This is a genomic window from Chryseobacterium sp. 2P, from assembly GCF_059579425.1.
The window spans coordinates 2,525,997-2,552,969 of the sequence record NZ_CM184194.1; the positions used below are offsets into that span (position 1 = coordinate 2,525,997).

Below are 26,973 nucleotides of genomic sequence, written 5' to 3' on the forward strand. Positions count from 1 at the left end.
CTGACGATTTACAGGCAGAAACAGAGATTTATGATTTTCAAACTAAGGAATTATTCTTACAGGTGGAAAGTTCAAAGAATTGTAAAAAAGGTAAGGAAAGGGGGTTGGCAAAGAACGGTGAGCGATGGAAAAAGCAGGTGTATATGGCGGATGGCTTTCAGTGTGGCGATATACTCCTGCGTGTGGCGACGAAACGGTAGGAATATGCTTGCATATACCTATTGTGAAGGAACTGGAGAAAGTCGGATTTAGCTTTGGAAAGATTCGGCAAAAATGGGTAGACAAGCTCGCACAAAAAAGATGCTTGACTTTCTGTTCAATTATGGAAATATTTCATTTGGAAACTAATCGTTCTGCGCGTTGGGAAAAATAGCTGTATGACTGATTGACGGAAGGAGCTTTGTCGGATGTTTTAAAGACCGATGAAGAAATACACTAAAACTATTTGCCTATGAAACTATCGTATTTTTGAATTGGGATTTAAACAAAGCATTGGCATAAGCTCCTGGAGGAATGAAGGAATACTGCTATACGCGTGAGTGAAAGGCCGAAGGTCGGCAGCCAATTAACTAAATGCTTTATGCAACTAAAAAAATTGGCTAAGGATATGGAAAGGCTTTTACTATTGGCAAAGGACTACTCTATCTGCATTTTTTTTGTGCATCCTATAAAATGGGTGGGTTGGGTGAAAAGCGTTGGCAAAGCGTAGGCGCAAAAGGGCTATGCCCGTTGTATGGGAAGCATTTAACATAATCTCAAATTATAGGCATACCCTGTTGGCAGTTGCGGTAACGAAGTGGACGCAATCCCCGATGCGTTGGCGTATGAGTATAATTTCGATTATGTTATTTGATGGGGGAAGGTATTGAAATTCATCTATTTACATTAAGTAATATTTAAATTTATTTCTTAACTAATAATCTTAATCCTTTACCAAAAGACGATAATGTTTCGCCAAGTAGTAAATTGGAATTAGGAATTTTTTCAATGATCTCATTAAATTTATCCATAAGCAAATCAATCCGCTCATTATTTAACTCTTTTATTGAAATACTGTCCACAATTACTTCTTTGGGTTCTAAACACGGAAGACCATTTGAGAAAAGCTGATATTTGTAACCACACTCTAAAGTCTCGGATTTACTGAAATAGTTTCCTGCTTTTATAGATCGCTTGAATGGTAAAATTTGAACATCAATTTTAGAAATAGTCTCACCTCTGATAAAGCCCTTCTCAAATTCATTTCTTAATTCTTTACGATGAATATCTTTAAGTTCATTAATATCATTTTCATACCTCGCTTTTATAGACATAATTTTATTACTATAATCTAATTCATCATTTTTTTGTTTTTCTTGCACCGTATTTTTAAAAACTTGCAATTTATAAAGTAGTACAATTATTAGAGTTACTAAAACCCCAAGAATAATGTATAAAACAACTTTGTCCATATTCATCGTAATTACTTGTAAACTTTGATTAGGCTATAATTATCTTCCGAATGGTTCTCTAGATAAGCTTGAATCTGTGAAATTTCATTACACTCTTTGGTTAGTAAAATCATGTGCTCTGTAGTCATGGTATTATGGACACCATCAGAACATATTATGAACGCTTCATCATCACTAATATTTTCTATCATAAAATAATCTACATAGCAGTTTTCCCGCTTCCCTGCAATTGATCTGGTTACTACATGACCATATCTTTCTTGGAGATCTTTTTTACGTACAGGATCTGCTTCGCTTAATTCATTAATCAATGTGTGATTTTTAGATTCCCAAACAGGTTTATTTTGTTTTATATAGATTATTTTGACATCACCAATCCAAAAACAATGTGCAAGATTATTGTTTATAATTATACCCGCAACTGTTGCACCAGAACGAATATCATTTACCTCATTAAACTGCTTTAAGGCAAGGTTTGCTTTTTTTATCGAATCATTAATAACTATCTCATTAAAAGTTGTATTCATTCGAAGATGCGTTGCAATATTATCTGCAATAATTTTTGCTGCTTCTGCTCCTTTTTCATAACCTCCCATTCCATCGGCTATTAAAAATAAAGATGTATTTTGGTTGAAGTTTTCAACCAAAATAACATCTTCATTATTACTTCTGCGACCTACTCCAGTACAAGATAAATGTTTCATTAATGTCCTGTTGCTTGAATTGTTGCTCCACCATGTTTCGTAACGCGAGGTCTCGTGGATATTTTTACTGGCTTAAGTGTTAAGCTATGATCATTGGCTTTAGTAGCCCATAAAAAAGCTTCACCAGGCTTCAAAATACTCATGTCGGCAGGCGTTAAGCCATTTAACTGAATAACAGATTTTTGAATATGTTTAAGCCATTGCGGGGAATTAAACTTATGTAGTAATACCATGCTACTCAGTTCAATTATTTCATTTGGTAAACTAGGGGGATCTTGACTAGCAATCATTATTGATACACCCTTATGTCTCATTTCTCTTATTGCTGTAACAATACTACCTGTTAAATCTTTATTATCCATGTATTTGTGAGCCTCATCAAATACAATAAATTTATTAAAATGCTCTCCTTCAAAATCTTTAACACCTGAAAAAATGTTTAACATGATTACGAAAAGACCTAAAGCTTCGTCCTTTACAATAAATTCATCCCTAAGATCAACAATTACTAATTTTCCAGGTGCAAGAACTTGACTTAATGAAAAATCATCATCAATATACTCTTGCGCAAAATTCAGCTTTTGCCTAGCTAGTTGTTTTTGCGTATTTGATAATAGGTCTGAGTTTTCTACACTTTCACGAATAGCAGCCATCGTAATATTACGACGATGCTCTTTCATTATATATTTTAATTGTTTAATGTACGAAGAATCATTACCTATTGCTCCTAAAAGAAATAACCAATCTTGAACATTTAATTCTTGTGAATTGAACATTAATGGTAAAACTTGTATTGAAGGAAACTGGTCTTGCCTTTCTTGCACTTTATCTAATGGAGTTAAAATCACAACTTTGTCAAGGGCATCGGGATCTGCACCATAAAGTGATTTCAATTTTTCAACTTCTGAAATATTGTCATTCTGATTTATCATAGATGTAAACTCAGGTTCGTAATCCATACTTTCACTATAGTGAAAAATAACACCTGCCAATGGTGACGGCAATTTATTTACATTTTTAAATTTTTTAAGAACCATTTCAGAAATACTTCCAATAGTGTAACTCTTACCCCCTCCTTGAACTCCAAATAGGCTAATTGTATTGGTATCGGATAAATCTAAAGCTACAGTTTTGTTTTGCAGCGTTTTTCCAAGAATACCATACTGCCTACTTTCACTAGACTTACCCACAAGAATATCAAATTGAAGTTCCTCCTCATTTTCTTGTTCCATTGCTTCTTTCTCTACATTAAAATCCTTGTCAACATTATTCTCGACACCTTCTTCAGAGTGGATGTTTAAGTCAAAATCCCCATCAGTTTCATTTAAAGTTGTCCCAGTACCTATGTTGTTTTCTTTTTTAGTCTCTACCTTAGGTTCTGTGAAAATTTCTTCATGTATTTCTTTTTTTACTTTTGATTTAAATTGCTGTATAAAAGGTTCTAATTTGCTTTTAGAATCAAATGCCTGTTCAAATTCATCATTAAATTCTGTATCTTCTAATCTTCTTGTATTCAAATCTGAGTCTGGATCAATAATTTCATTTATTAACTTTTCGCCAAAGGTGAAGATGATAGTATCATCATCTAAAGTCTCTTTCAAATGCTTCTGATCAAATGAAAAATCAAAAATAAACCCAACGCGATTAAATTTAAAATTAAAACCTTCATCTAACGATTGAATAAAGTCCCAATATATATTATATGCATTTTCAGAAATGTATTTATATCGATAAGCTCTGTCAATATAAAAAGCCAATAAAGATTTTAATTCCTTATTTTTTATCTCCCGATCTAGGCGATCTTGTGAAGTAAAGCCATTAGGATCGTAATGTTGCTTAATTGCAAAAATTGTATTGTTGATTTGATCAATCATTTTCAGTTTTAGATCTTCTCTTTCAGCTAAGCCTAAATACTTACGACATTTGATCTCAAGTACGGAAATGTTAATAGTTCTAGAATCTTTATCAATTGAGATAAATAAATTATCTGCTCTACTCTTCGAATTAGAATCTAAATTATCAAAAAGATTCTGATGTAAATCAATTGGAACTAAAAATGCATTTTCTAATAATCCTTTTTTTTCCAGTACTCTTTTTGCGAATGCAGAACCTATGACCTCAAATGCTTTATTTTTTGAAGAGTTTAGTTGCATAACCAATGAACTACTTATAGCTCGTAAGTCCTCTAATAATACTTTTAATGCCTCTTGCCCATCATTACTTTCTATATCTATTCCAAAATCCTTAAAATGTGGCCCTAGAATACCAACAATTTCACTCGACGGCTTAGTTGTTAAATATGATGATATACCTGTAACCTCTTCTCCAGGAATATAATCTAATAAAAACGGAATTTTCCCATCATCAGAAGGCATGTCAAAAATTTGAGGCCCTAAATTTTTATCAAATGTAATCACCCAATCAGAAAATTCGTGTAAATGAGCTATTAAAACTCTATCACGTTCATTCAAATTAAGATTAATAGCAGGTATTGCTTCTGTCTTGTGTGAAGCCAGGGCACCCGCTGTATAAGCTTGATAGGTCGTATAAAAACTATTTAAGAGATTTTTTTCTTTATCTCCAAAATCAACAAACGAATACCATGACATATTATTTCCATTTTTTCCCTCCTCAATTTCGATTGCATTATCAAGGATTAATCCATTTAGATAATCTACTTTATAATCTCTAAAAGGTTTGTGAAGCGTTATTTTTGAAGCAAAAGGATTGACTAAGAAACTTAAATGAGAATCATATTTAGCAGGGTGTTGAATATAATCTTCAATTTTATTTATGGAATAACGAAGCTTTGGAAATAGTCTATTTTTTGAAGGCTGTGAAAATAGCTCCGCTTCTTCAGTAATCTGTGTCTCAGGATTAATTAACTCCTTTAGTGCAATTCCGTTTTCTATTAAAGCATCTTCGCCAACGAAAATTCTAATTTCGAATTTTGTATCTGCATATTCTTTAATCTTACTTAATTGAACTAACGAGTCTGCAAAAATATCTCCATCACCAACATTAAAAAGGTTGATTATTAGCTTATCTGTGTAAGGATGTTGAATTAGAAAATTTTTAATACTTTTCACTACCATTGATTTACTCACATCATTGTTCACTAAGTTGGAATAAGAAATATTTAGTAGTGAGCGAAAATAATATTTTACCTGATGCGTCATTGGAACTAAAGTATCTTTTTTATCAACCAGCTCACTATTTAAATATATTCCCCAGCCAAAAGAAAGATCCCCCAAGTAATCGAAATTTGAAAAACTACTTGGATCTACAATTACATATGGATTATTTTGTGGTAAAAGTTTGCCTAGAAACAAATTCTCTAAATTAGACCACTCTTTTAAATGATCAGGATAAATTAAAGTTTTTGCATACCAATTTTCAAACAAGTCCATAAGATTTAGAAGCCAAGCTAAGCGTAAAGGATGTAACGGAGACATCAAAACAGCAGTAATAGGCTGAGAATTAGGTAACTTTGTTTTCAATTTTACCATATCTAGATATTGTACTTCAGCAAGAACTAATCTTAGCTCCTCATTTGTTTCACCCGCAGTATTTGATTCTTCCAATTGATCAAATAAATCTTGTAACCAATTTTGATACTCAAAAACATAGTTTTCAATTTGTTCTTTGATTTGGTACAAATTTGTGGTTTCTAAAATGCCGTTGTTACTGTGATTGGAACATAAAATATGTTCGAAAATCTGCTTTCTTAAATCAAATAATCTAGGAGGTGCAATATCCGTTAATGCACTTTTCTCTATAATGCAATTTTGCAGCCCAATAGTGCTTGAATTATTACTTAATGATGCAGTTACATGCCCCAAAATAGATGCATTATTTAAAAATTCAGATTCAATTAATCTTAATTTTGAAGAAATAATTATTTGGTAGTTATGCTTACTTGAATAATTGATATGAAAAATAGAATTCAGTTTCGGTTTTAAGTCATTTAGCCAAATATTAGATGTTTCACTTGGCTCAGGAATCTCAATTGGACTATTTGCTTTTAGGTTTTCAATATTAAATTTAAAAAAAGCCTGTAAAACATTATTTAGTTTGTCTTTACGTGTATTCTCTTCTTTATCAGGATTTTCATCGAACACATAATCAAAATCTTCAGAATCACTAATTAGCTTATAGTCTAGCTCAAGCTTTGCCTCTGCTGTTTCTCCCTGTTCCTCCCAAGTTTTTTGAATCTTTTTATCGTAAAATTCATCATTATTATTGAGGATATTTCCTTTATCATCCTCTGCTAACACTTTAAAGAAGTATGACCCTTCTTCCATCGAATTTGCATTCAGTTCAACCTTTGCTTCTCTATATTTTTGTGCAGCAGCTGAATTTGGTACTTTCCGTAAAACGCTAATTTCTTGTCCAGCACCACCATCTACAGACATCAGAATTACTTTAAAGTATTTCAAGTTATGTAGATTATTTGGTGGCGGTGTTGTTGTATATCTTATGGTAACCTTTGCATTTGCAGTGTTTTTAGCTAACAGAACTTTTTTACCTTCTTCTTCCACGAAATCGGTTGAACGAATTTGTAAAATTTGGAGCTTTATTTGATCAAAGTCTAAATTTGGAATTAACCACTTATTGAACCACAAAGAAGGATACTTGCTTTCAACAATACTTACAAGGGTGAATGCAGAACTAATTTGCGCTTCTTCCTTGAACAACTTGATAAATTGTTTTTGTAGAGAATCTTTTTCAATTTTTAGTTCACCAATTCTATCATATAATGGTTTATTAAATGTACAAAGTAAATTAGTGCTTTCTAAATTTAAGTTTAACCTCGATCTAAAAAGCTTGTCATCAAGAAGTAAATCCTCATCTGGAAAAACAGAAAGTAAATTAAGATTTTTGCCTATTGACCCTTTATCGTAATTATCTCCTGTTATTGCTAAAAGGTAATCAATTACATGACTTTGTTTTAATTCATTTACTTTTAGAATATTAAAAATTTGATCAATGTAACTTTTTTCTAGAGTTGGAATTGCAGATAACAATCTTATTCGAAGTTCATTCTCGACAGGCTCTAAGGAAACTTCTTTAAAAGTCGCATTTCCGTAAGAGTCCTCAGCTGCCGTTCTACTATTAGAAGGAATTAAAACCAATAAGGGTTTTCGTTGCTGATTACGATACTCAATAAGTTTTGTAGCTGAAATATATGGTAGATCTGCGCTAGATTCATTGATAATAAACGTATCTAAATTTTTGAACTCAAGAGTAATAGCTTCCCATAGTAGCAACATCTCATCGTTGCCCATACCAGTAATTTTCATGCAGTGTCCTGGCTTGGCATCATTAAACTCATCCTTGTAAAGTTCTATAATGAGCTCAATTATTTTATTATAGTAAAGGGATATATTTTTAACTTCCATGGTGATTTTGTTATTTTAAAGCGTATCGAGGTCTAATTTTTTGCAAAATATATGCATCACTAAGATCATTGTAAAAACCAATCTGTCTTAATTTAAGCTTAAATGCTTCCACATTCTCTTTGAATGCCATATTCGTATGTAAATCAGCATCTACAAAACGTTCTTCATTTTGCCCATTAATAATTAAGCCATATCTACTTCGTAAGTTTTCCATTAGTTCTTCAATTGATAAACTTCTGGTAATAAATTTGTCATTTTCTCTATCAAGTACCTGAATCTGAACTAGGGTTTCTAGGAGTCTCGTTCCCAAAACAAAACGTCGTGGATGTTTTTTGCTACGCCCTTGCGCTAAAAAGCCCCGATCATTATTTTTTTGAGAAACCGCATCAATAAATTGCAAATGGTATTTATATTGGTAAGGACCTTTTTCCTTCACAAGAATTTCAACATACTTGTCAAAGTAAGTTTCTTCATACTTTACTTTTTCATTAATTAAAGCCTTATCTTCTTCATCTTGTTGATTATAAATACTATCCCAAAATGCTCTAAATAATGTTTCGAAGTCTGCTGTAGGATTTTTTAATAGAAGTAAAGTCTTCGAAATAGAGCTTGAATCACCACGATCCAAATACAATTTACTAATAACACTGTTAATTTTGAAACAAGCCTTAATATAACCGTATATGGAGTTATATGTTCGTTCTGCGTCTGAGATTGCCAATGCTGAAACTTTACTATCAAAATCATCTGTCACATCCAAAACAACAGCCCAGTCATCTTTTACGTCCGTAGTACCTTGCTCGACCATTTTTGGTAGGAGATAGATTAGCTTATTAATGTATAAGGCCAGGTGAAAAGAGGTAATTGTTTTTAAATATTCTATTAAAACCCCTCTTGGTATTTCATTTTTATAAACCAATAATTTTCTTACATCATCACAATACTTCGCACTTTGCTCATGAAGTAAAGGCTTAATTTTATTTAAAGAAGTACTACTTTCTAAAAATCCAGGTGAAATACTTTTCATCAAATGTAAAACTCCTAAACTGTCAATATCTAGCCGACTGCTATTCATTAATTGATTTGTGGTAGAATCATAGCCTTCGCTTAAGAAGTTTATTAGGTTCTCTTTTACTTTTGGGTCATGGCCTAACATTAAATAAACTTGATCCGCAGAATAGTAATCTCTCGTTTTTTGAGCATTTCTAATTCTATAACTTTGCAAGTGAATTGGTTTTAATGAAGAAATCCCTTCCTTATCTGAGTTGCCTCTATTTACCAAATTTACGAGATTAGTACGTAGCCAAAGTTCGACCGCTTCGGAATTATCTTTAAAACCAGTAACATCCCCATCTTCTTCCAGTTTGGAAAATATTAATTTTAGTTTTTCAATATCAATAAATACATTTTCACCTCTTCTAGTTCGTTGTGAAGGTCGTATACCATTATGCTTTAGAAGCATAAAAAGATTAACAAATGTATTTTCAATGTTTATTAATTTTGCGTCAATAGCAAAAATCAATTCATTTCTGAAAACACTTTCATCTTTGTTTAGTTTTATAGGCATAATCAGTAAACAAGTTTATTAATTGAAATTTTATTGGAACTATCTTTTTTAACAGAGAAAAACTCTTTATTATCTGGGGTTACTACCACTTCATTGTAGTTAAGATTCTCTAAAAGGTTTTTAAAGACCAGTAACTCTATAAATTTACCTTTCATATCATTAAGAGATGGACTAAAACCTTTGTGTATGAAGTATAGCATCTCGTATAAGTCTAAGGAAATAGTTAAAGCCATATGTTTATTCACTTTATGACGGAAGGTTAACGAATCCGATTCATACTCTAAAAATCTGGTTAAATGGTCTGTTTTATTTACCAATAACTCAAAATCTGAAAGTGGGAATAATTTGAAAGATTTACCTTTTGGATCTTTAATTTCTGATGAGGCAATTACCAAGTTCTTAGCGTCTAATGATTTATTATTACAGCCCTCATTTAACGATATCGCTCGCGAAATACTTTCTTTAATATTTTCATTTAATTTGTCTGCCCGCAGTATATTGACAAACTCAAAAACAGACTTGTATGGGCTTCTTAAAAGGTTGGCAGGTTTCACACGTTTATCAATCGAGCCATTTTCATCTTCAACATCAACAACTTCTGTTATGAGGTTAAAAAATTTAGCCTCAAAATATTGATGGCGAATAAAGGATTTATGCTTTTCTTTTATTTCTAAAATAATTTCTGGCGACTGCTCATGAGCAGGAACGAAATATTTATTTTCATTAAATATCTCTAAAAGATTAGCTTCTCGATCTGCAAATTCTAAATAGTCCTTTTCTTGGTGTTTAGTGAAAAATAATTCTCTATCTAAGTTAGGTACTGCTACTTCTCCGATGTCTGTTTCGCGCAACAATTTTATCAAACGATCATTATCTAGACCGTCTTCAACATTAGGATTGGTAATATTAAAGTAATAGTATTGCCAATACTTATCAGGGTTCGACTTTTTGTAGTCTTCTAGAGACCTTACGTCTTCACAAGAAAAGTCACGCGTTAAAAGATAAGCAATAAACGAACGCAAATCACGCATTGTAATGTGCAATTCCCGTTTAAGACTTACTGTACGTAAAAGCCATTCCATTCTTGTAATCACTTCATTTCCAGCAGCAGAGTCGTTAAAGCTTTCTACATTATACTTGATAAAGCAATCCTTCGCCAAATCACAAGAGTCACAAGATTTCCAAAGATCTTTTCTGGTTAATTGTTTTATCTGTTGTTTAAAGAGGCTTCCTTCCTGATTATTTTCAGCCACCACAGAACGTAGGTTTAGATTAATAATCATAAGGCCTTTCGGCAATTCATAATGACCTTCTTTATCAAAATAGTTATCAATTACATCTGCGAGGTTTTTATGTTTAGAAGAAGTTTCAAAAAACTCCACTAATCGACCTTCATTAATTGCAATAATTCGCCCTTCTTTAGCTTGTTCATAATTTGACAAGCCCTCAAAAGGTTCGAAAAATTTTTCAAGAACTTGGTTATTTATATTCTCATTTTCATCTTGCGAGCCATCATAATTACTTTCATATTGGGTATTACCAATCTTAAAACGCGCTCCATTTTGATGTTCAAAATGTTCTACTTCTTTAACGTAAGGACTCTTCTCAATTTTCTTAATAAAAGCTGTTTTCCCATCACCAGCATTTCCTGTAATTATTAACAATTTGAAGGTGCCATCAACGATGCTTGGGATTAGCTTCTTGTCAAGCTTGGTTTCTGAGTAGGTTAATTCATCTAAATTGCCAGCAGTTGGATTTGCACTTACACGCGTTCCAAAATTCCCATATTTGGACTGACTGTATAATGAATTGATGTAATCTACAATATTTTCGCCTTCAACCTCAATTTTGCGCGCCTTGATTTTATCTTTATTATTTTCAAATAGCGTTTTTAGCGCAGCGTGAACTCTTTCTATATTACCAGCTGTAAAGGTTTTAGCACCACCATGCCAAAAGTTCTCGTTAATAATATCTTCATTATCTACTTTAAGAATCAACTTGATGGGTTGATCCAAATCTGGTTTGTATTTTTCTAACTTCGACGTAAACTCTGATAAGACATTGTCCACTGACTCAGACAAATTAATATATGGATTTTGTCTGTTGTATAGCTTAATGTTATAGGTTCCTTGTCTGATAAAAATTTCTGTATGGTATAATCTGTTGGTAGTTGTGATACCACTATCCTCTTTTGTAGCTTCAGCTAAAAAATTATTTTCAATTTCTAGCAAGGCTTCTTGCATTTCTAATGCATTTTTGAAACGAATACTGCTATCTGTCGCAATTGCTTTTAATAGAAAATCGCCAAACGCTCTTGATAATTTTGGTTCTACCAAACAAGGATCATTTGGTGCGATACTCATTGCTGGTACTTTTTTGGTGTGCCAAGGGTATTGCTTACATGCTAACTCATATAAAGTTACTCCTAACGCAAACACATCGGCAGACTTGTCCCAGTGGACCTTATAATTATCATGAATTAGATCTGGTGCCAAATATGGATTGGTCCCTACAAAATCTTTATTCTGCGTATTTGATGATGCCACATTGAAATCAATTAAAACAAAGCGCTCGCCCTGATCTAAAATTATATTCTGAGGCTTCAGGTCTCGGTGTAAAATAGGTTGTTCTTTCGATTGCATTTCAACCAAAGCTTTCAACATATCTTTTCCCAATTGAATGACTTTATGCAAAGACATTCTTACATCGGTCTTGGAATAATGGCTTAAATTTTCTCCATCTAAATACTCCATTACGGTGTAAAATTGTCCGTTTGCTGCTTCATCATTCCAAACAAACTCCACAATATTAGGGTGCTTCAGATTTTTTAGTGCTTCATATTCATCTTTTACAGAGTTAAAATTAACACTCTCATTGAAAAGTTTCATAGCATAAAACCTATCTTGAATGCGATGTTTCACTTTAAAAACTCTAGAATAGCCACCCTTGCCTAATACTTTATGAATTGTATAACTACCAATAGTATCTCCTTCTTTTAGTTCTTCAAATGAAGGCGCAGTTACCGATGGAATTGGTTTTGGTACGTCTGCGCCTGTACTAACAGAAGTACTTTCTAACAATTGTGCTATAAGCTGTTGCAACTCCTCTACGGTTTGTAAACGCTTTTGATCGTCCGTAAGAATTGTCTTACGACAAACCTCGTCCAACCAAACTGGTAGATTTGGGTTGACCTTGGATGGCAATAAATTATCGGGTAATCGTCCACCCAATTTATCTAACGCATATGGTGATGAAAAAGGTTCTTTTTCCGTAAATAGCCAGTAAATAAGAACACCCAAAGAGTAAATATCTGAGGCCGTATTGGCATCATTCACCGTAAGTTCTAAAGGATGATAAGCGGTTGCTGTCGCTTGGTTAATAGTTGGCATTACCGTATAACCTTCATCATTATGATCTAAGAAATACGATTTGCCAAAATTGCCTAAATAAGCGTACCCACTAGCCAAATAAATGTTTTCTGGATTAATATCTCTGTGGAAAATTCCTTTTAAATGGGCTTCTTTAAGCGCCACCATCACGTTTTCTATAATTTGAAGTTTCTCTTTGAATGTGAAGGTTTTGTGACGGGCTTCTGAGCGAAGCGAGTTTTCGTCCATAAAATCTGAAACTTCGTAGAAAAGATGATTCTCATTATCCACAATAAACTCCACGTTAAGGATAAAAGGTTTTCCTTTTAAGTTTTTGAGCGCATTGTATTGGTTTTTGATTTGGTCTTCGCGGTTGCGTAACTGTTCTGGAGACATATCCGAAACCTGCAATGCATATTCTTTAATACGACGTTTGACAGGCGTATTGCCTTCTTCCTTTACCAAATATTCTGTAAAGTTGGTTTGCTGATCCAAAATCTCAAGAATCTCATAGCCTTGGACTTCTCTTTTGTCTTCGGGTGCTTTTTTGCTTTGTTGCCCTGTTAAGAACTTTACGATATCTTCTTGTATATCCAGAATCGCGTTTTCTTCTTTACCAACATTGGCTGGGTTAAGAATATAATCTAATAGCCTCTCATTTAGCATAAAGGTTAGCTTATACGCCTCAGAGGAAATTACTGGTGAATAAATATTATCATAAGATAATGACAACATATTTTGCACCCATGCTTTTGCCCAAGAAGGGTTGTATTCTTTAAGTTTAGAAGCTAGAACTGCAGTTTTTTGACGTCCTGTTTTAAGAGGATTGCTCATTTGGCGATCGTTGAGATACCAATAATTATCATCGCCTTCTATACGTCCTTTCCAATCTTTGTTTTCGATGTTAAAAATAGCGTGTGGTGTTACCACAATAAGATCGTATTCCCAATATTGCGTACGGAAGTTTTTGGGATTGGTAGAAGCCAGCTCTACGTTGGGAATAATAAAATAATCGTCTGGAAGGTTAACTTCTAGAAAATCTAACAATTTTTTCTCGCCGGCATTAACGACCTGCTCGAAATAGGGAGGTTTTATGATACTTGCCATTGGTCAATTTCTTTTTCTATTAGATCGATTGCATTTTTTTCTTCATTAAATGCACTATAAATTAAATTTTTATAATTTTCTATAGAACTAACAATTTGTAAATATAAACGATCATCAGGTAAAGCAATCGGAATCATATCTACGTGAAAAGGTTCAACTCGTTCAATAACAGATCCGTACTTTAGTGATTGAGCAAATTCCTTTGCAAAATTTGTTTTCAAATATGCAAATAAATAATATATTGAAACATCGGATTCACTCTGATGAATTCTTATGATATCTTGTGATCCTATAGCGTTGAAATCCTCAAACTCTTTACTAATCAATCTAACATCTCCAATCGTGCCAGCACAAGTAAACAAAATTTGATTCTCTCTTAATCTTAACTCTTCTAAAAAAGGAGTTCTAGACTTGGACAAATATTCGCAATTGCCAAAAGGATTTAGTTTATTTAATTCCGAACCTTTAATGTATGGAAGACCATTTGTTGAATCAACTTTTATTCTTTTAAAAATGCCTGGTCTAGTAACTTTAAATCCCAATTCTTTTAATGTCGAAACATTCTTCGCATATTTTAATTCTTCATCATAAAAACTTACACTAGAATTAATATATGTTGGTGAATCAATTCTTAACTGGTAGTTACTATTTATAGTCTTTATTGAAGCTGAACCTGTTAAAGACCTTCCATGCTTTTTTTTATTTAAAAACTCGTCTATACTTTCAATACTCTCCTTCAACAGTTTATTGGCTTGTACTCTTAACTCGGAAGATTCTACGATAAGGTTGTGGATTTTTTGTTGTGTGGCTTCTGGGAGAATGGGGATTGGAATATTCTCAATATGGTGTGGCTCAATATGCTGAATAACCCCACCATAGCCAGATTGAGTCAACAAGCCATAACCATAATGACTGCTTAGGAAAGCATACAAATATCCAGAATAAACATTTTCGTTATTTGGGACTATTCTGATAAGATCATCAGTTAAGACCTTACCATTAAAAAGCTCACTTGAAAAAACGGTATTTCCAAGTGTGCCTGAACGGGAAACCAGTGTCCAATGAGGTTTAACAAATAAATGATTAATATCTGAATATTTTTTTGAAATAAATTTTGTTGCTGATATATCTGATTTCATCATATCGGAAGCTGTGATAAAATCGTATCCATTTTCCGAAGAGTCTACATATGTTCTTTTAAAAATACCACCTTTAAAAATACTCTCGGTCTCATCTTTTAACAAAGATGTCGGATAAGGACAGTTTTCTAACTTCCTTAATGTTTGTAGTCCTGGGCTTAAATGAAATGAAGCATCAAGTCTTGCCCCAGAATCATTAAACCAACTTTTTCTTACCGTCATTGTTTTCATAATCCTTGACCTATTTTAGAAATTCAAAATATGCTTTAACCACTTTCGGAAGATCATCGTCCAACTGCTTGATTTTCTCTTTACGAGATTTTACATAGGCGTTGCCTTGCTGGTTGAAGGCTAGGTATTTTTTTTCGGTTTCGAAAAGGATTTCTGCGCCGTCTTCATCTCTAACAAAAATTGGTACACCACGACGGTCTTTACCTAGTTTTTCTGCAATTGCCATAAATACATCATAATCTTCGCCACCGTCGTGCACCAAGTTACGTTGCAACTCGGTTTTCTTTTCCAAGAATAACAGTGACGCCTGTACCCCCACTTGTGGAAGAAAGGCTTCTACCGCTAAATCAACGGAAGCTAAAATTTTAAATTTGTCTAAAATCCATTCGCGTACTGGTAAAGTATTTGGGTTACCTAAAATACCATCGGGTAATACGATTGCCATTTTGCCTCCTTCTTTAAGAAAATCGTAACACGCCTCAATAAATAAAACTTCTGGCGCATCCGAATATTTGGATAGAAAGTAACGTTCTGCAACCTCTTGATCCACTTTAACTTTGGTACCAAATGGAGGGTTGGTAAATATCATATCGAATTTTCCTCTTGCATCTGCTACATAGTTGGAATCGATATCCTTCATCTCTCGTAAACTACTATCTATAGCTTTTTTAATTTTTTCGATCTCAGTAGGATGTTCCCAATTGGGATAAGCTAAAGAATTGACATGGAAAATATTGGCATGCCCATCACCAGCCATTACCATGTTCATACGCGCTGCTTTTTTAAGATCGGGATCGAAATCGAATCCGAAGATACTGTTCTCGGCATATTTGCGGACACGTTCGTTAACTTCGTACGAATTGTACTTTGATGTAATTAGCACTTCGTCTAATTCTGGGTACATTTCTGCTGCAATCTTCTTACGAACATGATCTAAAACCATTACCAGAAAGCCTCCCGAACCACATGCAGGATCTAAAACCCTAGTGTTCTCGTTGGGATTAAGCATCTCTACCATTGCCGCAACAATATTACGTGGTGTAAAGAACTGTCCTGCTTCTTGCTTTAGGGTATTGCTTACAATGGTTTCATACGCCATCCCTTTGACATCCACTGTTGCATCTAAGAAAGAGTATTTTGCCAATTCTCCTGCGATAAAAGCTAGACCTTTATCTGTAAGATCGATACTCTCGTTACCATCAAAAACGCCAGAGAAAATATTGTCTTGCTTCAGCTCGGCGAAGAGTGATTTTATTCTATCCGCAACTGCTTTACGACCTTCGTTGGTATTTTGTTCTTTTGCGCCCACCCAAAATTTCTTACGGTAGGAAATGCCTTTTTCGAAATCGCTAAAGCGGCGTTTTTCATCGTATAGCTTACAAAAGATAAGAAATAGTAGTTGCCAAAAGGCATCTTTTTTACGACCTTCGTTTCCATAAATATAATCATGAGAACGTTTGAAAACCTTGATTAATGAGTCGTTTGCGGGCTTACGGCTGTGCGAACGTTCAGGTCTTTCCAAATCATTAATATCTTCTCCAAAACCAGGAATATCTGATAAATCACTGAATTTGTAATCGAATCCAAAATCATCATCTTCTCGTTGTAAATATTTGATGTCTATCCCGTTGGTCCATAGTCCGAATTCACAACGATCCAGTGCTGCCATTGCATTTTCAAGGGTCATTCGAACTCCTTTCTTTTTGTCGGTATCTTTGGTTTTATCATCTTGTACGGTTGCAATACGGATGATGTTTTTTTGATCACGCGTTGCTCCTTCTTCAAAAATAACCAACTCTACTTTCTGCTTTTTGACTTTCATTGTTTCGGGATCAGTGTAAGTAATCGTAAAATCCCGCTCCATATTTGCTAAATCAAAGCCGTATTCTTCGTTCAGCATTAGTATTGTTGATTGAAGGTTTTCTTCCTTCGCGCTTGTTTTTTTTGGTAGTCCTGTGAGAACGCACATTATTTGGTTATCCTCCAGTACTGTTTCTTCGTTGCTATTAGGTTTTGTGCTCATTGTTAGTTTAGTTCTTCGTTGATGAGTTGAATTGCTTGTGCAACATCATCAAATTTTAATATGGTATTGGTTTCTATAATCTGATTGAATAGTTTACTTTGTTCTGCTCTTGCAATATCTTCTTCAAGAAGCGCTTTTAGCTTCGCTTTTACATTAGGACTTTCAGATAATATTGTATTTAGCTTTATTCCCAAAATAGTTGCCCCCGCCTTTAATTCGGTAAAACGTTCATCATCATAAACTTTATTGTATGGCTCTTCATAAGATGTATCTCTGTTGATATTGAAGTAATTGTTGAGTAAAAACCCAATATCTTCTGCATCTTTTGAGGTTTTATGAAAGCGATCTTTCCATGCAAAAAGTTTTAGTAGAAATACACCTTCTAAGGAAACTATTTCAAGGATTCGTCTGGCGGCCAATAAATTTTATCATTTTGATTTTTTATATCGCCATAAGGAACAATATCAATTTCATATTGCCCTTTATAAATGAATTTTTGTTGATGCTTTATATCTTTGGTAAAATTGGGTAAGGCAGTTATTTTAGCTGCCAGATCATGGAATACTTCCCAATCGTTTATTGCGATCGCGATATCCAAGTCCATGGTAACCCTTTTCGATTTTTCGTTGTGTAAATCCAGAATAATATCTCTGGCTACTGCTCCGATCATATAAAACTTTATTCCTGCTTCTTCAAAAACAGGAATTAACTCTTCCAAAACAGGTTTAAGCAATGGATGATTTATATCTTCGCTACTAACTTTATAGTCCATTTTCTAATATTATTTTTGCAGCCTCGATATTTCTACTATTGTTTGTTCCCATTAAATCTGCATACACAACTAAGGGAGGTGCAGCATTATTATATTTGAGGTGAAGATCTTCTGGCCAAAAAGTATTGTACACTTCTATATTACCATTGGTATCGGGAATCAACCTAAGATTTCGGTTAAGGGTTGGTAAATCGCCATCATAATATATAGTATACTGATGTGATTTAAGATAATTGGTTATAATGCCTGCTGCTGCCTCGCCACCCCAAACAAACCCTAGATCCTGTGTATTTGTATTGATGAAATTTGTATCGTCATTTGCAAGGCGGTATTTTTTTCGGAATATTCTTGGTTTTAAAATCTCATTATAAGCTACCACCCAACGATCTAAAAGAATATCTAAATTTTTAAGCATTCTTTTATTATTGGTCTTTAATAAAAAGCCAGCATCTTTTAATTCTGCAAAAATGTTACTTACTGAGCCTAAAGAAATATTAGTCTTCTCTGCTAATTCGCGATAAGACATCTGAAGACTATGTGGATCTGAAATTAAAAGTAATAAAAGCTTTAAGCCTACTTCTTGAAAGGCTCGACTTTGGTTTTTCTTTTCGATGGACTTTTTTTTCCTTCCTTCTACTAATATGAAAAGATCATGAGCTTTTATGAACGCATTACCAGCGATATCTAAATAGTTATAGTTCTCCTTTTGAAGAATTTCAGCAACATCCTTCGCTAAATAATCTACAATCAACAAGCTTTTTTTACCAGAAGCAAAACTTTGAAGTTTTGATAGTATAAGTCCAATATTTGATATTCTTGCATTTTTTTTTGTCTCGGCATAAAATGTATGCTCCCCAACACTTATTACCGCATCGTAGTCTTGACGCACTGTTTCTACAGTTATTTGCAATCCAGTGATTTCTTCTAGATTTGCAACTGCTTCGTAAATAATGTCCGTTTCTCTATACATGGTGTTCAATAAAATAACGCGTTCAGTGACAATGAACATTCAAATTTATTGAACATATTTCGAACTACCAAAGAAAACATAAACAAATTTTTATATAAATTTTCTAATAATAACTTGAACAAAAAGAAAAAAAATCATCACTTATTATAAACCTTAAAAGTCTAAAGTTCCTTGTACAGGTGCAACGAAAATATTGTTATATTCTTCAATATACGCTTTTACAAGAGCTGCATGCGAAAGAGGTTTTTTTAAAGAATTAATATCTTCATTAACATTATAATCTAAAAAGACAAGGTCTTTTTTACTTGCCATTTCTAATAACTCCTGTACAAATTCTTGCAATTTATTATCTAAAACCCATTTATAGCAGGTTACAAATATCGTTTCTCTTGCTGTAAAATAATCTAAAATTTCATGACTAAACATACCCTTTTGGTGCCCCTTAATTGGTCCATTAACACGAATCGTACGCTTAAGTCCTTTCATATTTTTGATATAAAATTTAGAAAAATCGGTTCCGGTAGACTCAAATACTTTAAGACCTTGCCAAATTCCTTCTACTGAAATTCCTTCTTCATCATTACTGAAGGGAATAGGAATATTACCAATTGGATAAAAGGGACTGAACTGCACAAATTTAGATTCGGAATTAGATGTCAAATCAATAATCTCCGCATAAGGATATTTTTTTTTAATATTCTCTAATTTTTTCTTTTTATTTTCAACATAAATCATAAGTCATTAAAATTTAAAATATAACTGATCGGTAGACGTTCTGCCACAAGTACTTCTGCTTGATAATAAGATCTTAAAGCAATATCATGATTAATATCAAAATACTTTTTTTTAAAAATATCAAAACGCAAAGAACTAAACAATTCCAAAGCATCATTTATTACTGCCTCATTTTTATTTGCATTACAATCTGAAAATAAAGTTGTTTGATGCAAAATAACTTCAGGATCACATCTAAGAATAACAGGTTCCTTTATCCTCCCATCTTTTATTGCAAAATGCTGCATAGGATGATTTTCACAAAAAGATAATCGAACGAAATTTTCTAGTTTCTTTTTCTTATCAAATTGTCTAGATGTTTCGTTGCCTCCAGGTCTATTAATTAAAATATTATTATTGTCGCAATAAAACCAGGAGAACAGTGCTTTGTGCTCTCTAATAGAATCTAAATTACTTTTATCTGTAAAATGAAATAAGTATGAGATTCGATTATCTTCTAAAATCTTTAAATATTGTTGCCAATTATTTTTTTTGATAGTAGAAAAAGATAAAAACTTAAAAGCTTTTAAAATATTCTCTTGATATTCATTATGTTCTAAAGATTTTTTTTGAATAGATTCTAAATAAATAAAATCACTTTTAATAATAGCCACTAGACGATCGAATTTTGCAATCTTACTTACATTCTGAGAAATAGAAAAATTTTCAATCAAAGAAAATAAGTGCTTAAACAATTTTAAAACGTCTCTAAGTTTATTATCATACAATTCATTATAGAATTGAATATTTTCTGACTTTAAGTTTAATGTTATGTGTCGATGTGAATTCTCAAGAGTCCTATCTCCCCAATACATATATTGAGATGACTTTCCAATTAAACCAATTCTATATTCGAAATGTTCTGAAAATTTAGGGTTATTAAATAAATTATCAAAAATAGCAATCATCGATGTACTATGAGAAGTCTCGCTAGTTTCACTTACCTTCTGAAGTACCAGCTGCGAGTGATCAAGTGCAGTGATTATGCCTGCTAGTAAATCTGTAAAATATTCTCCTTGATTTGACTGCATCTATTAAAAATATTCTATTTTAACACTTCTATCTAAGAGTTCTAAGGTGAATTTTTCTACTTCGTCATATGCATCAAGTTCAATGGTAAACCTATAATCAGGATCTTCACCAATATATATTAATTTTTGACCTTGATTTGAAGATAATTTTGCTTTCTTACTTGACAAGGAAGGCTCAATAGAAACCATAATATACTCACCATCATTAAAAAAAGTAATATTGACATTTCTTTCAACAACAGCTTCACTAACAAACTTATTAAACTCAAAACGATGATGCTTTTGAGAATAAAATATTAAAGATTCTTTCTTATTATCATCAATATCTTCTCCATGTTCTTTTAAAAAATAGGTAACTAAATGATCCCACATACCAGACCAAGATAAATTAGCTGCAATCATATGAATGAAAATACCATCCTTACCTACCTGCCAATGGTTAGGAAATATTTGATACGCTGCACGCAAGAAATCAGAAATTATTGAGGTAAATAAATTTTTGTTTGCTCCAATAACATCATTAATTCTATTAATATCAGGAACAGAAACAACTTTATCTCCATAATTTTCTAAAATGTATCTGCAACATTGAAAGTTCACTTCACCCTCTAAATCATCAATCGTTATTGACCCTTTTCTTCCAATAAGATTTTGAAAGCCATCTTGAAGAATAGCTAAAGCATAATTAGGCTGCATAAATTAAGAATTAAAATAGTTGGTATTTTCTCTTAAAACACTTTCTGCTGATGGATGTCCCATTTTATAAGCACGTACAAGAAAATCGATACCATCTTGTGGCTTTCCCAGTTGATGGTTCAATCTAAAAATTTCGAAGTTCGCTTGTGGAAGTTCATATAAGGAAATTGATTTATGCAAATCTCTAAAAGCTCCATCAAAATCGTTGAGATTAGATTTTGCTATGGATCTATTATAATGAAAACCTGCATCTTGTTCAGCATCAACACCATAATTATCACTTGCAATAATTGTATTAAACAATTCTAATGCTGTTGGGTAATTATGATTTTGAAGATTCGCAATAGCAGCTAAATATAGTTGAGCTTCTAAGGGAAGTGACTCCTTAGAGTTTGAAGAGGTAATTTTTTCTTTTGGGGAACTAAAAATTTTTTTAAGCCTATTTATCATGATTATTAGATTTTAAAGTTTATAAATATACAAAATGCAATTGAAAGTAAAATGAGGAAAACCGTATGGGAGTCAGTAAGTCAGTAAAAATCACAAGAAAAAAATATTTTTTTTTTGATTTGAAAAAAAACTATTTTAAACGAGGTATTTAACGCAAAGTAATGAAGTATAACTCGGCGTTTGCTTTGTTCTATTCTATTTCAGCATTTTTTTTTTAAAGGGAAAAAATAAAAAAATGTTTTGCAAAATTTCACTGACTCCACTGACTCCCTAAGATAAAAAAATTGAAAAGAAAACGAGTGCATTTTTGCACTCGTCTTTAATTTTCAAATCGGAAAGGTATTTTTTCCTGTTTTGGAGGAGGTGGAATGATGTCTCCAGATAGTTTATTTTCTTTGTCAACTTCATCATAATCTTTAAGTTTTACAGGATAAACGTAGGTTTTATTTTTTGAGATTGTTATAAAACCATATTTCCTAAGCGACATTCCTAATTTTCTGATACTGGCTTCTGTTAAATTGATATTTGCTTTGGTAGATAAAATTTGTGCTATCTGCGTTGTATTAAAGAAATATTGTGCTTTTTCTTTTTCTATTGGTTCAAACCATGTTAATAGTAATTCTTCTTCTGGAGAACGAATTTGATATTGTTCGTTATTGGCATTTATTTCTTTGATTTCCTCTTGGTTGAACCAATGGCGGAAGCCATTGGAAAACAGAGAAAATGCTTGTGCATAAACTTTGTTGATGTCGATTTCGTGAGCATATTCGATATGCTCTACTTCAAAGCAAAGGAAACGGCGTGAGCCGGTTGTATCATTAAGGAACTGGGAAGTGTTTATACTTCCTGCGAAACTCGCTCTGCTTGGCATATTCTCGTTGTTATGACCATAAGCTTTGCGCATTCTAATATGGGTTTTGGTTATGATTTCTTTTAAACTGCCAATTTCTGAACGATTGAGGTTTTCAAGTTCGTCTAAGTTTATCAACATACATTCTGCTAAATGGATTAAAGTATCTTTATTACTTGGATTTATCGTACCTGAAAAGATGTATTCCTTGAGTTGTTTCGGCATTAATTTTTCAATCCAAGTGGTTTTCCCCAAACCTTGTTTTCCCGAAAAAACTATTACTGTTTGATTGACTTGTTTTTCATCAAGTACGCATGCTACCATTGCGACAAACCATTTTTTGAAGCATATTCTCCAAAGGTCTTGTTTAGTTGTTGTTATGGTATCTGCTAATTGCTCTATATAGTCGGTTTCTTCTTCCTGTTTTGGGAGGTTTCGAAAGTAGACATCAAAGGGATCGAACATTTCGCAATAATCGGAATGAAGCAAATTTCTCAATGAATTGATACTGCATTTTACTTTAGCTTTTAGGATTTCACGAAGGATTGAGTTTTCGGCAAAATCGGTCATCGGTTTGTATTTTATTGCTTTAATTGTTTTAAACTCTAGCTTTCCTAAAACCTTGTTATAACGAAAGTTATAACGATTATTTAAAAACATTTCTAGCTTATCAATGAAACTCGGTTTATCTTCATCATCTTCGAATTCGGGATCTTTTTCATTCTTGTTATTAGATGCTTCGACTCCGCTCAGCATGACAGATTTTTTACGGTCGTTTGTTGCAGGATTATTTTTTGGTTTGTATTCATCAGAGCCAAAATCAGAAGTATTGGAATAGGCACTTTGAACGGCTTTTGTTACTTCAACATCATTAAAATTATAATCGGCTAAAATGTAACCCAACGCCATCGCTTCGGGAACGCCCTTTCTATTGAGATTGTTAGCCAATTGGAATACAAAATTGTTGCGGTTACCTACTGTGAATTGTTCTTTCTTTTCAGTGAAACGGACTGCGTGTTCATATAAGAGGTCATTGTTGATGGTTGTCGGTTGATGGGATTTCGTTGTTGGTTGATGGTTGTCAGTTGTTGGCTTTTCTTTGTTTTCAGTTGTGAGAAATACTTTAGCATTGTCGTTCACGAATAATTCAGGATCAAAGGAAATAAAGCAAAGTCTAGTAATATCTTTTCCTGACTTATCGATTTCTACCTCCAATAATTCTTCAAAATATCGTTGCAATTTCAAAAAGGTTTCTTTGTGGTTTTCTTTGGTTGAGTCTATTTTTATAAATAGTTTCACGCCATTTCCAGAAGGACTTATGAAAGCTGCATAAACATATTGGTCTTGAATAGCTTTCGCCTTTGAATCGACTAATTTTTGTTTTTCTAGTTAGTCAATGTCTAATACTACTAAACTGTTATATTCTTGCAGAAATTCCATTTCTCTACCACCTTTGAATGTCGCACTTGGCGTAAATGCGGGAAGTGATTTCTTAATCCGTTCAGCCGCTTCTTTTTTGTCATCTGCTATTGATTTTCGTAGGTAAACGATTTGGTTTCTGTAAGTTCCGTTTTGGATGTTTTCTAGGATTTTAGAAATGGGTTGAGTGTCTGTAACTTCGTTGAAGTTTTGAAATATTGAGGTTTTCATTTTGTTAGATGTTAGAATTTAGAAGTTGGATTTTAGATAAAAACCCTCTGAAAAATAGAGGGTTTTAGTTTTTAGTATTAAAATAGTACTACTCTACTTTTTTGAAAAAGACTTATTGTAGTAGGTTTCCATACACTTTTCGAAATCTGATAATCTGTAATAGATTTTGCTTCCGACTTGGCTGAATGAGATTTTACCTTCATCGCGCCAGGTTTGTGCTGTTCTTGGAGAAATTTTAAGCATTTCCATAAACTGTTTGTTGTCTAAATAGGTTTCTTGTACCTCGCCTGGTTTAGTGTTTACTTTGCTTGCGATGCAAAATATGCCAAACAAATCACTTGATGATCAATTGATATGTAGATGATAGAATCTGAAGCCCGTATCAGGAGCAGCGCCTTTACATCCAGAGTTATTTGAACTTTTAGGAAATAAAAGAATATAACTTCAGATAATACGGAAAAGATAACAAAATAATGGAAGTACTAAAACTGCTGAAAAATAAATATTAGTCATTGCTTAAAATCTGTTCTGTAAATACAAATTAAACCCACTATGCATTCTGGAAGTGGGTTTGCTTATTTAATACGGCATGTATTGATCTTAAGGAAATTGAAAAGCTGTAGTATAATCATCTTTCAATAGGATGAAAGCTTCAAACTTTTTACCGTTTTTACTTTGCATATTTTTGATAAGTGGTGTTTTTCCTTTTGTTATGAGGGAAGTGATGTTGTTGATGCTGAGTTGCACGCCGCATATATTTCTGAATAGAATCCATTGGCATTGTTCATCTGGGCATTTGATTATTTTGTCTTTAATGATGAGATTATGTTGCTGGCATTTTGGACATTTGAGTTCTGGAATGTTTTCTTGTGGAATGTTGAGTGATAAGAGTTCTTGGGTTATTTCTGCTGTGTAGTTTTTGATGCCAGTGATGAATTGTTTTGAATCGAGTTCTTTTGTTTCAATTCGGTGGAGTGTCATCTCCCACTCTGCCGTCATTTGGACATTGGCAATCTTTTGGTCTTTGATGAGATCATAGACCATTTCGCCTTTCTCCGTTTGGATCAGTGATTTGCTTTTTCTGATGATGTAGTTTCTTGCGATCAAGGTTTCAATAATGGAGGCTCTGGTAGCTGGTGTACCGATGCCGATGTAGGCTAAAGCTTTTTGCTGTCCCTTGTCTTCAATCTGTCTGCCTGCATTTTCCATAGCTGATAAAAGGTCGGCTTCGGTGTAGAGTTTTGGAGGGCTGGTCAGCTTTTCTTGTAGTTCTGTAGATGATATTTTAAGCTCATCGCCTTTTTTGAATTCTGGGAGTTCAATGAGATTGGATTCTTGCGAATTGTTGTTGTAGCTTTTGTTATGACTGCTTTTGTCATTGCTGTTGCTATCTTGGTTTGTACTGGCTTCATCAGACAATAGGCCTTTGATGGCTCGCCATCCTTTGCTTAGTATTTTGGAACCTTTGATACTGAATTCATAATGATGGACTTTGATGGTGATGTGACTGACTTCTCTGGAGCAGGGATCTGAAAGAGATTCAAGCAGGCGGTAAACGATCATTTGGTAAATGGCTTTTTCGCTGGCAGATAAAGCGGATGGAATTTTAGTCGTCGGTAGAAGTCCGTGATGGTCTGTAACCTTGAGATCATTGACAATACGCTTGTTGAAATTGCCGAATTTGAGTGTTGATATCGCTGATTTGAATGGGTCGGTTTGATTGAGTACTCTTACAAGCTCAGGGATTTCTGACCAAAGGTCTTCGGGAATGTATTTGCTTCCGGTTCTTGGATAAGTAATGAATTTTTTTTCATACAGGCTTTGGGCGGTCTGTAAAACTTCATCTGCTGATAATCCCAGCTTTCGGTTGGCTTCTTTTTGAAGTTCTGTCAAGTCAAACAGTAATGGAGACTGTTCTTTAACATTGTTAATGGAAACATCTTCTACGGTGGCTCTACCCTCCCGCTCTATGGCTTTTAAAACCTGCTCTGCCTGTTTTTTGTCTTCCCAATGTTGGTTGGAAAGACTGGTAAAATTTAAATAGTCCTTTCTGTGCTGTAAGTGGATCTGCCAGTATTTCTTTTGTTTAAATTCTTTGTTTTCCTGAAATCTTTTGCAGATCAAAGCCAGGGTTGGGGTCTGTACTCTTCCTAGACTATAGACATCGTTGTTAGCTGCAATGCTTAATGCCTGGGTAGCATTGATGCCCACCAGCCAGTCGGCTTCGCTTCTGGCTTTTGCAGCAGCATAAAGTCCATCGAATTCTGAACCTGGTTTAAGGTTTTTAAAGCCTTCCTGTAAGGCTTTTTCTGTCAGGGAACTGATCCATAGTCTTTCAATTGGTTTTTTGCATTCGAGGTAATCATAGATATAGCGGAAGATCAGCTCGCCTTCTCTTCCTGCATCGGTCGCAGCGATAATGCTTGTGCATTGACTGAAGATATTTTTAATGATCTTAAGCTGCTTTAAAGCAGAAGGGTCTGGCTGATAGTTTTTTGAGTTGGCTGTTTTTGTCTTTCTTGGAGTCAGGATGAAAGGATTGGGAAAGATTGGCAAAGAGGCTTTATCAAAGCCTCTTATGCCATAATCTTCCGGCATTCCCAATGATACCAAATGACCTAATGCCCAGGTCACACAGTAGCCGTTTCCTTCAAAGTAGCCGTCTTTTCTATGGTTGGCATTGAGTATCTGGGCAATTTCTCTGGCAACACTTGGTTTTTCTGCAATGATGGCTTTCATAGGTTTTTGATTTGATGGTGGTTAGGGTTGATTTATACTTGATAGATTG

The 26,973-nt window shown here is 33.6% G+C and carries 18 protein-coding genes and 1 pseudogene; 1 reads left to right on the forward strand and 18 read right to left on the reverse strand.

The annotated features are described in order from the left end of the window. The first annotated feature begins 124 nt into the window (after positions 1–124). Entirely contained in the window at positions 125–373 is a 249-nt protein-coding gene (locus tag AC52CF_RS11530) for a hypothetical protein (protein ID WP_496517064.1), read from the forward strand. Positions 374–902: 529 nt separating this feature from the next. Here the strand turns inward: AC52CF_RS11530 and AC52CF_RS11535 are convergent. The 18 genes and pseudogenes from AC52CF_RS11535 to AC52CF_RS11620 form a co-directional block, all read right to left on the reverse strand. Beyond that, positions 903–1,451, reverse strand: a complete 549-nt coding sequence (locus AC52CF_RS11535) for a hypothetical protein (protein WP_496517065.1) — start codon at positions 1,449–1,451, stop codon at positions 903–905. A gap of 11 nt (positions 1,452–1,462) precedes the next feature. Next, positions 1,463–2,155, reverse strand: a complete 693-nt coding sequence (locus AC52CF_RS11540; RefSeq protein WP_496517066.1) for a PP2C family protein-serine/threonine phosphatase — start codon at positions 2,153–2,155, stop codon at positions 1,463–1,465. After that, on the reverse strand, positions 2,155–7,557 hold the full coding sequence (gene mads8 / locus AC52CF_RS11545) for a methylation-associated defense system ATP-binding protein MAD8 (RefSeq protein ID WP_496517067.1): 5,403 nt from the start codon (positions 7,555–7,557) through the stop codon (positions 2,155–2,157). The genes AC52CF_RS11540 and mads8 overlap by 1 nt, the downstream gene beginning before the upstream one ends. A 10-nt stretch (positions 7,558–7,567) precedes the next feature. Beyond that, on the reverse strand, positions 7,568–9,124 hold the full coding sequence (gene mads7, locus AC52CF_RS11550; protein ID WP_496517068.1) for a methylation-associated defense system protein MAD7: 1,557 nt from the start codon (positions 9,122–9,124) through the stop codon (positions 7,568–7,570). Between the two features lie 2 nt (positions 9,125–9,126). Further along, positions 9,127–13,599 carry a methylation-associated defense system protein kinase MAD6 gene (gene mads6, locus AC52CF_RS11555; RefSeq protein ID WP_496517069.1) on the reverse strand — a complete coding sequence of 1,491 codons (4,473 nt, stop codon included), beginning with the start codon at positions 13,597–13,599 and terminating at the stop codon, positions 9,127–9,129. Beyond that, positions 13,584–14,969 (reverse strand): methylation-associated defense system restriction endonuclease subunit S MAD5, encoded by a 1,386-nt coding sequence (gene mads5, locus AC52CF_RS11560; protein ID WP_496517070.1) that lies wholly within the window; start codon positions 14,967–14,969, stop codon positions 13,584–13,586. Before mads5 ends, mads6 begins: the two co-directional genes overlap by 16 nt. Positions 14,970–14,979: 10 nt before the next feature. Next, a complete protein-coding gene (mads2, locus tag AC52CF_RS11565; RefSeq protein WP_496517071.1) occupies positions 14,980–16,992 on the reverse strand; it encodes a methylation-associated defense system DNA methyltransferase MAD2 in 2,013 nt (670 codons plus the stop codon). Between the two features lie 2 nt (positions 16,993–16,994). Beyond that, the gene (locus tag AC52CF_RS11570; protein ID WP_496517072.1) at positions 16,995–17,411 is read right to left on the reverse strand and encodes a hypothetical protein; all 417 of its coding nucleotides are present in this window, start codon (positions 17,409–17,411) and stop codon (positions 16,995–16,997) included. Continuing rightward, positions 17,384–17,764: a hypothetical protein gene (locus tag AC52CF_RS11575; RefSeq protein ID WP_496517073.1), complete on the reverse strand. Its 381-nt coding sequence runs from the start codon at positions 17,762–17,764 to the stop codon at positions 17,384–17,386. The genes AC52CF_RS11570 and AC52CF_RS11575 overlap by 28 nt, the downstream gene beginning before the upstream one ends. Further along, positions 17,754–18,734, reverse strand: coding sequence for a type IV toxin-antitoxin system AbiEi family antitoxin (locus tag AC52CF_RS11580; protein ID WP_496517074.1), 981 nt, complete (start codon positions 18,732–18,734; stop codon positions 17,754–17,756). The genes AC52CF_RS11575 and AC52CF_RS11580 overlap by 11 nt, the downstream gene beginning before the upstream one ends. 153 nt (positions 18,735–18,887) lie before the next feature. Beyond that, positions 18,888–19,469, reverse strand: coding sequence for a DUF6939 family protein (locus AC52CF_RS11585; RefSeq protein ID WP_496517075.1), 582 nt, complete (start codon positions 19,467–19,469; stop codon positions 18,888–18,890). Further along, entirely contained in the window at positions 19,466–20,539 is a 1,074-nt protein-coding gene (locus tag AC52CF_RS11590) for a DarT ssDNA thymidine ADP-ribosyltransferase family protein (protein WP_496517076.1), read from the reverse strand. The genes AC52CF_RS11585 and AC52CF_RS11590 overlap by 4 nt, the downstream gene beginning before the upstream one ends. A 3-nt stretch (positions 20,540–20,542) precedes the next feature. Further along, positions 20,543–21,235: a hypothetical protein gene (locus tag AC52CF_RS11595; RefSeq protein WP_496517077.1), complete on the reverse strand. Its 693-nt coding sequence runs from the start codon at positions 21,233–21,235 to the stop codon at positions 20,543–20,545. Between the two features lie 3 nt (positions 21,236–21,238). Then, on the reverse strand, positions 21,239–21,685 hold the full coding sequence (locus AC52CF_RS11600; RefSeq protein ID WP_496517078.1) for a tetratricopeptide repeat protein: 447 nt from the start codon (positions 21,683–21,685) through the stop codon (positions 21,239–21,241). A 319-nt stretch (positions 21,686–22,004) separates the two neighbouring features. Beyond that, positions 22,005–23,444: a virulence-associated E family protein gene (locus AC52CF_RS11605; RefSeq protein ID WP_496518218.1), complete on the reverse strand. Its 1,440-nt coding sequence runs from the start codon at positions 23,442–23,444 to the stop codon at positions 22,005–22,007. 291 nt (positions 23,445–23,735) lie between these two features. Continuing rightward, a pseudogene (locus AC52CF_RS11610) lies at positions 23,736–24,185 on the reverse strand (BT4734/BF3469 family protein); the annotation flags it as partial. A gap of 93 nt (positions 24,186–24,278) precedes the next feature. After that, positions 24,279–24,434: a helix-turn-helix domain-containing protein gene (locus AC52CF_RS11615; protein WP_496517079.1), complete on the reverse strand. Its 156-nt coding sequence runs from the start codon at positions 24,432–24,434 to the stop codon at positions 24,279–24,281. Between the two features lie 351 nt (positions 24,435–24,785). Next, positions 24,786–26,924: a type IA DNA topoisomerase gene (locus AC52CF_RS11620; protein ID WP_496517080.1), complete on the reverse strand. Its 2,139-nt coding sequence runs from the start codon at positions 26,922–26,924 to the stop codon at positions 24,786–24,788. Positions 26,925–26,973: the final 49 nt, after the last annotated feature.